The organism is Amycolatopsis sp. SID8362 (assembly GCF_010550475.1).
Taxonomy (GTDB): domain Bacteria; phylum Actinomycetota; class Actinomycetes; order Mycobacteriales; family Pseudonocardiaceae; genus Amycolatopsis; species Amycolatopsis eburnea.
In genome coordinates this window covers 1-8,260 of record NZ_JAAGNB010001618.1, presented here as the reverse complement: position 1 = coordinate 8,260, position 8,260 = coordinate 1, and the positions used below count along the sequence as shown (strand labels likewise).

Genomic DNA, 8,260 nt, shown 5'->3' with positions numbered 1-8,260 from the left:
GGGGCGGCGGCACCGGCGGCGGGCAGCGCGGTCCCGGCCACAACGGCCACGGGCGGCGAGGCGACCACGGAGGACCCCAGCTGCACGGCGATCACGGTGGCGGCCCCGAGCGCGAACCCGACGAGCAACCGACCCCGGCGGGGTTTCGATGCGTTCGGAGACTGGTAGTCATCGGCTGGCTCGTCTTCGACCGCGGCCCAGCCGACACCCCGGTGCCACTCCTCGACGAACCAGTCCTCGCCCCGCCAGCCGGCGTCCTTCGCCACCCCGCTACCTCCGCGAAGCGCGCCGCGCGGCGAAGCCCGCCAAACCCGCGCCCACCAACGCCAGCAACCCGATCCCGGCCAGCCCGAGCCCCGAATAGCTCGTCTCCACCGAACCCCGCATCATCGCCACCGGCGCGTCCCCGGCCGGGATCGCGCGCGGGACCTCGTTCGGCTTGTTCGCCACCGTCAGCGCCAACGTCTCGCCCGGCTTCACCGTCCCGCAGGCCGACGGCGGGCTCTCCGGGTCGTACGCGTTCGTGTACCCCGGCGGCGGGCTCGCCTCCACGACGCAGATCTCCTGCGGCGCCCGCAGGTTCTCGACCGCCACCCCGCCGGTCGCGCCGTCCGTGGTGACGACCGCGGGCTTGCCGTCGGCACCGAGGAGCGGCTTGCCGTCGCCGCCGGTCGCCGCCGACGTCTTGTCCGGCCCGGTGATCCGCAGGACCGCGCCGCCGACGCCCTTGCCCGTGTTCGCGTCGGTCTTCGTCACCTGCACCTTGCCCGGCTTCGCGACCTGGACGACGCCCTGCGCGGTCAGCTCCTGCTCGCCGCCGGTGGAGACGACGCGCTGCGCCGCGGTGTCGACCGGCACGCGGACGTACGGCCGGGCGGCCGGCGCGGACAGCGAGGCCACCAGCTTCGGCCGCTCGCCGGCCGGGGTCAGCTGCACCTTCACCGTGCCGTCGGCGCCGGTCTTCAGCGTGACGTCCTTCGCGGCCGCCTGCGGGCTCGCGTTGCCCGCGCCGGCCGGCTCACCCAGGGTGCCGTCCGTCGCCGTCAGCTTCACCGCGACGTCCGGGACGCCCTGGCCGCGCGCGTTCTTCACGGTGGCGGTCCACTCGGCCGCTTCGCCGAGGTGCTGGTCGCCCTTCGGCGCGGTCACCGAGGCGGTCCACGGCCCGCGGTTGGTCTCGGCGTCCGCCTTCAGCCGCTCGACGGCGTCGGCCGAACCCTTGCCCATCGCCTTCAGGTACCCGGGCGCGTCGTAGGCGATCTTGTCCGACGGCAGGCCGGGGTTCAGGTCGGCCGGGGTGCGCGGCGCCGCGGTCCACGAGTGCAGCAGGTGCGCGAGCGCGGTCGCCTCGTCGGCGTCCTTGGTGCCGCCGTAGCGCAGCAGCAGGTACGAGATGTTCGCGGCCTGGTCCGCGGGCAGCTTCGTGCCCCACTTCGTGAGCAGCTCGTCGCCGGGCCGGTACTGCTCGTCGGTGTCGGGCGCGCGGAGCCGGAAGCTCACGCAGAACACCTGCTGCCCGCCGACGACGTACGACCCCAGCCAGACCGGCCGCGGTGCCGGCTCCGCGCCGACCCGGTGGCCGACGCCCTCCTGGCTCGCGGCCGACGCGGCGGGCGCGCCGGCGGTCACGGAGAGCATGCCGAGCAGTGCCGCGCCGGCGAGGGCGGTGAGCGCGCGGCGTACCGCGCGCGGGTGTGTCGACCACCTCATGGTGTGCAGGCTCCTTAGCCGGACGTGCGGCGACATCACCGCAGGTCACACGATTGATCAACTCCCCGGCGCGCGTTCGGTGAACGACCGGGCACGCCCAGTGAGCGTCGCTCGCAACGGGCCCGGCTGTCTACCGCCCTTCGAGTGGCCGTCGCCGAACGGTCGTGATCTCCATCGCTTACCGTGTCTGCCGTGGCCACGGGCTCGCGGTCGAGTAAAGTCGTCTTTACTCGACGGGAACCGCACGTCCCCGGCGGTCGTTGAACCCGATGCAGCGTCGATCCACAAAGCAGCAGATCCAGGAGGATCAGGTGCGTTCCAGTAGCAACCCGGCGTTCCGCAACCTGCCCCACGGCGGAACCCAGACTTACGGGCAGTACGGGCCCCCGGTGGGCTTCAACCAACCCCAGGGCGGCGTGCCCGGGTACGGCCCCGGCCAGGCCGCCTCCGGCGAAGGCGACCGCCCCATGACGGTGGACGACGTCGTCGTCAAGACCGGCATGAGCCTCGGCCTCGCGCTGCTCGTCGGGATCGTCACCGCGATCTGGGCCCAGACCTCGCTGGCCGAGACGGGCCGGCTCTCCGGCGCCCTCGTCGGCGCGATGATCGGCGGCCTGATCGTCGGGCTCGTCATCTCCCTGGTGATCATCTTCCGCCAGAAGCCGAGCGGTCCGCTGACGCTGATCTACTCCGCCGCCGAAGGCCTTTTCCTCGGTGCGCTGAGCGGCGTCTTCGAGGTGGTCTACCCGGGCATCGCGCTGCAGGCGATCATCGGTACCGCGGGTGTCTTCATCGGCATGCTGGTGGTCTACAAGACCGGCGCGGTCAAGGTGACGCCGAAGCTGACCAAGTGGATCGTCGGCGCGGTCGTCGGTGTCGCGATCCTGATGCTGTTCAACCTGATCAGCTCGCTGGTCTTCGGCTTCAACCCGCTGCGCGACGGCGGCCCGATCGCCATCATCTTCAGCCTCGTCTGCATCGGCATCGCGGCGTTCAGCTTCCTGCTCGACTTCGACCAGGCCGACCGGATGATCCGCGAGGGCATGCCGTCGAAGTGGGCCTGGTACACCGCGTTCGGCCTGATGACGACGCTGGTCTGGCTGTACCTGGAGATCCTGCGGCTGCTGTCCTACCTCCGCGAGTAACCTGGCTCACAGTTCCCCAGTGAAGGCGCTCCGTAATCAACGGGGCGCCTTTTCTGTGGGTAATTCATGCATTCGGGGACCCCGCTGCGGATCACGCTCACCCTGCGTGTTTGATGTCCCGGTCGGTTCTTCATTTCACATGTGTGAGGTTCACAGTGAGCGTTCCCCCTCCGGCCCCCGGGGGCCAGCAGCCGGTGGGTCAGCCCGATCCCTACGGGCCGCCTCCCGGCGGCCACCCGCAGCAGCAGTACGGCCAGCCCGGCACGCCGCCGCAGGGCCAGTACGGCCCGCCGCCCGGCCAGTTCCCGCCGGGCCAGTTCCCCCCGGGGCAGCAGGGCTTCCCGCCCGCGCCGCCGGTGCCGAAGAAGTCGAAGGCCGGCACGTTCATCAAGTTCGGCGTCATCGGCGTCGTCGTGATCGTCGCCGTCGTCGTGGGGATCGTGTCGTTCGCGAACTCGCCGGCCAGCTCCAAGGCCGGCGACTGCCTCACCATCACCGAGTTCACCCGCGGCGGGGACGACCCGGCGAAGGCGGACTGCAACGACCCGAAGGCCAACGTCAAGATCGCGGCCAAGCTCGACAGCTCGTCCCAGGACTGCCCGGGCGGCTCCGACGCCGGCTACGACACCTACTCGGTGAGCGGCCGCAGCTCGTACAAGCTGTGCCTGATGATCAACGCGAAGCAGGGCGACTGCCTCGCGAACTTCACGTCGCAGACCAAGGGTTACGTGAAGGTCCCCTGCACCGACCCCACCAAGGACGGCGAACTGGTCAAGGTCGTCTCGGGCCAGGCGGACAAGAACCTCTGCCAGGACACGGAAGCCACGCGCGTGGCCGTGTACCCGGAGCCCGCGACGACGATGTGCGTCAAGACGAACGAGTAGTCCCCGGCTCACCGCGGCTCGTCCCACAGTGTGCGACGAGCTGCGGTGAATCGATCACCGGATCTAACTTCAGCGGGTGGCGACGACCGAATCCCCAGCCGGTGACAAGAAGTTCCTCGATTTCCCGACCTCCTGCGCGGCGCCCGTGCCGCGGCCGGAGGAGCCCGTCCGCGTGGTTCCGCTGGCCGTCGCCGGCGTCCTCGCGGCCGGCCTGACCGCCTACGTCTGGGCGGGCTACGGCGCCAAGTTCGGCGTCCTGCTGCTGCTCGGCCTGGGCCTCGGGCTCGCGCTCTTCCATTCGCGCTTCGGTTTCACGTCGGCGTGGCGCCAGCTCATCGCCGTCGGCAACGGCCAGGGCCTGCGGGCCCACACCCTCCTGCTCGGCACCGCCGCGACGCTCATCGCGCTGATCGCGGGCACCGGCAGCGGCCTGTTCGGCAGCAAGCCGGCCCCGACGGCGGGCGCGCTCGGCCTGGCCCTCTTCGTCGGCGCGACGCTCTTCGCGATCGGCATGCAGCTCGGCGGCGCGTGCGCGTCCGGCACGCTGTTCGCGGTCGGGTCCGGCCAGTCCACGATCGTGCTGACCCTGGGCGGTTTCATCGCCGGGTCGGTGCTCTACACCTGGGCGTACCCGGTGCTGTCGGGCTGGCCCGAGGTCAAGGGCGTGCTGCTGGCCGACCACGTCGGCTGGTTCGGCTCCTGGGCGATCACGATCGCCGTGCTCGCCGCGATCGTCCTGGTCACGCGCGCGGTGCAGCGCCGCCGCACGCCGCCGCCGACCGACGTCGTGCCGACCGCGCGCGGCTTCGCCCGGGTCTTCCGCGGCTCGTGGCCGATGCTCGTCGGCGCCGTCGTGCTGGGCGTGCTGGCGGGGGCGGTTTTCCTGGTCTCCGGCGGCATCTGGGGCGTCACGAGCGCGTTTTCGTTGTGGGGCGCGAAGATCCTGCAGGTGTTCGGGCTGCACCCGGAGACGTGGGAGTTCTGGCAGCAGAAGTCCAACGCGACGTCGCTGGCCAACCCGATCTGGAAGGACAAGACCAGCCTGACCGACATCGGGATCATGATCGGCGCCGCGGTGGCCGCCGCGGCCGCGGGCGCGTGGAAGATCCACAGCTCGATCCCGTGGCGCACGGCCGTCGCCGCGATCCTCGGCGGCGTCCTGATGGGCGTCGGCGCGCGCATGGCGGGCGGCTGCAACATCGGCGCGTACCTGGGCGGCATCTCCACCGGCAGCGTGCACGGCTGGCTGTGGGGCGTGTTCGCGCTCGGCGGCACGTGGCTCGGCCTGAAGCTGCGCCCGCTGTTCGGGCTGGCGAACCCGGTGCCGACCGACAGCGTCTGCTGACAAACGAAGAAGGCCCCCGCTCGCGAGCGGGGGCCTTCTTCGTTTCCGGGATCAGGAAAGGCGCTCGATGATCAGCGCCATGCCCTGGCCGCCGCCGACGCACATCGTCTCGAGGCCGAACTGCTTGTCGTGGTGCTGCAGGGAGTTGATCAGCGTCGAGGTGATGCGGGCGCCGGTCATGCCGAACGGGTGGCCGACCGCGATCGCGCCGCCGTTGACGTTGAGCCGGTCGAGGTCGATGCCGAGGTCCTTGTAGGACGGGATGACCTGCGCCGCGAAGGCCTCGTTGATCTCGACCAGGTCGATGTCGCCGATGGACAGCCCCGCGCGCGAGAGCGCCTGCTTGGACGCCTCGACCGGGCCGTAGCCCATGATCTCCGGCGACAGGCCGGTCACGCCGGTGGACACGATCCGCGCCAGCGGCGTCAGGCCCAGCTCGCGCGCCTTGGTGTCGGACATGATGACCAGCGCGGCGGCGCCGTCGTTGAGCGCGCAGCAGTTGCCCGCGGTGACCCGGCCGTCCGGGCGGAAGACCGGCTTCAGGCCGGAGACGCCTTCGAGCGTGACGCCGGCGCGCGGGCCGTCGTCCTTCGAGACGACCGTGCCGTCGGCCAGCGTCACCGGGGTGATGTCCTTGGCCCAGAAGCCGTCCGCGATGGCCTTCTCGGCGAGGTTCTGCGAGCGGACGCCGAACTCGTCCATCTCCTCGCGGGACACGCCCTTGAGGCGCGCGAGGTTCTCCGCGGTCTGGCCCATCGCGATGTAGACGTCCGGGAGGTTGCCCTCGGTGCGCGGGTCGGTCCAGGTGTCGGTGCCGGACTCCGCGGTCGCCTGGGTGCGCCCCTCGGCGTCGGCGAAGAGCGGGTTGTGGGTGTCGGGCCAGGAGTCCGAGCTGCCCTTCGAGAACCGGGACACGGTCTCGACGCCGGCCGAGATGAAGACGTCGCCCTCGCCGGCCTTGATCGCGTGGAAGGCCATCCGGGTGGTCTGCAAGCTGGAGGAGCAGTACCGGGTGATGGTGCAGCCGGGCAGGTGGTCGTAGCCCAGCTCGACGGCGACCGCGCGGCCCATGTTGAACCCGGACTCGCCGCCGGGCAGGCCGCAGCCGAGCATCAGGTCGTCGATGTCGGTGGGGTCCAGCTGCGGCACCTTGGCCAGCGCGGCCTGGACCATCTGCACGGTCAGGTCGTCGGGCCGCAGGCTGACCAGCGAGCCCTTGTTGGCGCGCCCGATGGGCGAACGCGCGGCGGAGACGATGACGGCTTCGGGCATGACGGACACATCCTCGTATCGACGGTCACTAAGCGGTTGCTCACATAGTGCCGCGTGGAGCGCGGCGCGCAAAGTCGAAGCCGGTGTGAGCTTGGCGGGGCTACCGGATCCGGAACCGTTCCCGGTACTCGCCCGGCGTGGTGGTCAGCCGGCGGCGGAACGACCGGGTCAGCGTCGACACCGTGCCGAAACCGCAGGTCGTGGCGACGCGGGCGAGCGTGTCGTCGGTGGTTTCCAGCCGTTGCCGCGCGGCTTCGACGCGCGCGTGCTCGACGTACGCCGCGGGTGTCATGCCCAGCTCCGCCTTGAACACGCGCGTGAGCTGCCGGTCGGTGAGGTGGGCGTGCGCGGCCAGGTCGGTGACGGTCAGCGGCTCGGTGAGGTGGGTGGCGATGTGGTGGCGCAGCTGCTCGACCCGCCGGGTCGCGGACGCTGGTTCGAGGGACACGCTGAACTGGCTCTGCCCGCCGGGCCGGCGCAGGAACATGACGAGCTGGCGGGCGACGCGGGCCGCCGGTTCCGGGCCGAAGTCGTCCTCCACCAGCGCCAGCGCGAGGTCGAGGCAGGCGGTCAGACCGGCCCCGGTCCAGACTTCGCCGTCGCGGATGAAGATCGGGTCGGCGTCCACGGTGACCCCGGGGTGTTCCTCGGCGAGCTGCCGGGCGGTGGACCAGTGCGTGGTGGCGCGCTTGCCCTCGAGCAGCCCGGCGGCGGCGAGCACGTGCGCCCCGACGCAGACGGACGCCACGCGCCGGGCTCGCGCGGCCAGCTCGCGGACGGCGTCGACCACGGCGGGATCGCACTCGGCGACGATCTCCCGGTTCGGCCCGACGGTCACGGCCCCCGGCACGACCAGCGTGTCGATCACCCGCCCGGCGAGTGCGCCGAAGGTGGTGTCCGGCAGCACGCGCACGCCGGCCGACGTCGTCACCGGGTCCGCCGCCCCGGCCGCGAGCACGACGCGGTAGCCGGACGGACGGTCCAAATCCCGTTGCAGCAGCGAGAAAACCTCGGCCGGGCCGGTCACGTCGAGCAGGTCGGCCCCGTCGAACAGGACCACGACGATCAGCCGTTCCACCGTGCGGCACCCCCATGTCGGTTTCTGCGTCTCGCATGTCATTGCCGACACGCACGGCCGACTTTAGCGTCGGTGGGGCCAACGAAAGGACGAGAAATGCCGAGGACGACGCTGCGGGAGCTGAGCGGGCTCGACCGGACCCCCGCCGCACTGGCCGGATCGACGCTGATCCTGGTCGACTACCAGAACACGTACACGAGGGGAGTGATGGAGCTGGACGGCTGGCGGCCCGCGCTGACCGCCGCCAAGGACCTGCTCGCCCGAGCCAGAGCGGCCGGCGCGAAGGTCATCCACGTCGCCCACGACGGCGGCGCGGGCACTGCGTACGACATGCGGACGGACATCGGCGCCATCCACCCGGACGTCGCCCCGGCCGAGGGCGAGCCGGTGGTCGTGAAGGCCGCGCCGAACGCCTTCGTGGGCACGAACCTGGACGAGCTGGTGGCCGCGGCGGGCAACGAGACCGTGGTGGTGGCCGGGTTCATGACCAACATGTGCGTCACGTTCACCGCGGAGGGCGCCTTCCTGCGCGGCCACACCCCGACGGTGGTGGCGGAGGCGTGCGCAACCCGCCCGCTGGCGACGGCGGTGGCGGAGGTGACGGCGGAGCAGTTGCACCACAGCGCGCTGGCGACGATCGCGGACATGTACGGGGTGGTCGTGGCGACCGCGGCCGAGCTGCGGTAGTTGCGCGGGGTGGCGATGGGGTGGCCGACCTGCGGTAGGCGCGTGCGGGCGAAGCGGTGGCCGGCCGCGGTCGCGGGGTGGCCGGTGCTGGTCGCGTGGGCGCGATGTTCGCCGGCACGCGCCAACCGCGGTCGCGGCG

Annotated in this window: 7 protein-coding genes and 1 pseudogene; 4 read left to right on the top strand and 4 right to left on the bottom strand. The window is 71.7% G+C overall.

From position 1 onward, the window contains the following. Both G3I65_RS50020 and G3I65_RS50015 read right to left on the bottom strand, forming a co-directional pair. Nucleotides 1-266: pseudogene (locus G3I65_RS50020) on the bottom strand (class F sortase); the annotation flags it as partial. A gap of 4 nt (nt 267-270) precedes the next feature. Next, nucleotides 271-1,710: a collagen binding domain-containing protein gene (locus tag G3I65_RS50015; protein ID WP_160702806.1), complete on the bottom strand. Its 1,440-nt coding sequence runs from the start codon at nt 1,708-1,710 to the stop codon at nt 271-273. Nucleotides 1,711-2,021: 311 nt separating this feature from the next. Between G3I65_RS50015 and G3I65_RS50010 the strand changes: the two genes are divergently transcribed. The 3 genes from G3I65_RS50010 to G3I65_RS50000 all read left to right on the top strand — a co-directional run bounded on the left by G3I65_RS50010 (nt 2,022) and on the right by G3I65_RS50000 (nt 5,084). Next, nucleotides 2,022-2,855: a Bax inhibitor-1/YccA family protein gene (locus tag G3I65_RS50010; protein WP_160702804.1), complete on the top strand. Its 834-nt coding sequence runs from the start codon at nt 2,022-2,024 to the stop codon at nt 2,853-2,855. Nucleotides 2,856-3,049: 194 nt separating this feature from the next. Then, nucleotides 3,050-3,739 carry a hypothetical protein gene (locus tag G3I65_RS50005; RefSeq protein ID WP_160702810.1) on the top strand — a complete coding sequence of 230 codons (690 nt, stop codon included), beginning with the start codon at nt 3,050-3,052 and terminating at the stop codon, nt 3,737-3,739. A gap of 76 nt (nt 3,740-3,815) precedes the next feature. Then, nucleotides 3,816-5,084 (top strand): YeeE/YedE family protein, encoded by a 1,269-nt coding sequence (locus tag G3I65_RS50000; RefSeq protein ID WP_160702803.1) that lies wholly within the window; start codon nt 3,816-3,818, stop codon nt 5,082-5,084. Between the two features lie 51 nt (nt 5,085-5,135). Here G3I65_RS50000 and G3I65_RS49995 read toward each other — a convergent pair whose 3' ends face one another. Together G3I65_RS49995 and G3I65_RS49990 are read right to left on the bottom strand one after the other, a co-directional pair. After that, a complete protein-coding gene (locus G3I65_RS49995; RefSeq protein ID WP_160702802.1) occupies nt 5,136-6,356 on the bottom strand; it encodes an acetyl-CoA C-acetyltransferase in 1,221 nt (406 codons plus the stop codon). A gap of 100 nt (nt 6,357-6,456) precedes the next feature. Beyond that, nucleotides 6,457-7,434: a GlxA family transcriptional regulator gene (locus G3I65_RS49990; RefSeq protein WP_309236062.1), complete on the bottom strand. Its 978-nt coding sequence runs from the start codon at nt 7,432-7,434 to the stop codon at nt 6,457-6,459. Nucleotides 7,435-7,530: 96 nt separating this feature from the next. Here G3I65_RS49990 and G3I65_RS49985 point away from each other — a divergent pair, with 96 nt between their 5' ends. After that, nucleotides 7,531-8,121: an isochorismatase family protein gene (locus tag G3I65_RS49985; protein WP_160702801.1), complete on the top strand. Its 591-nt coding sequence runs from the start codon at nt 7,531-7,533 to the stop codon at nt 8,119-8,121. Nucleotides 8,122-8,260: the final 139 nt, after the last annotated feature.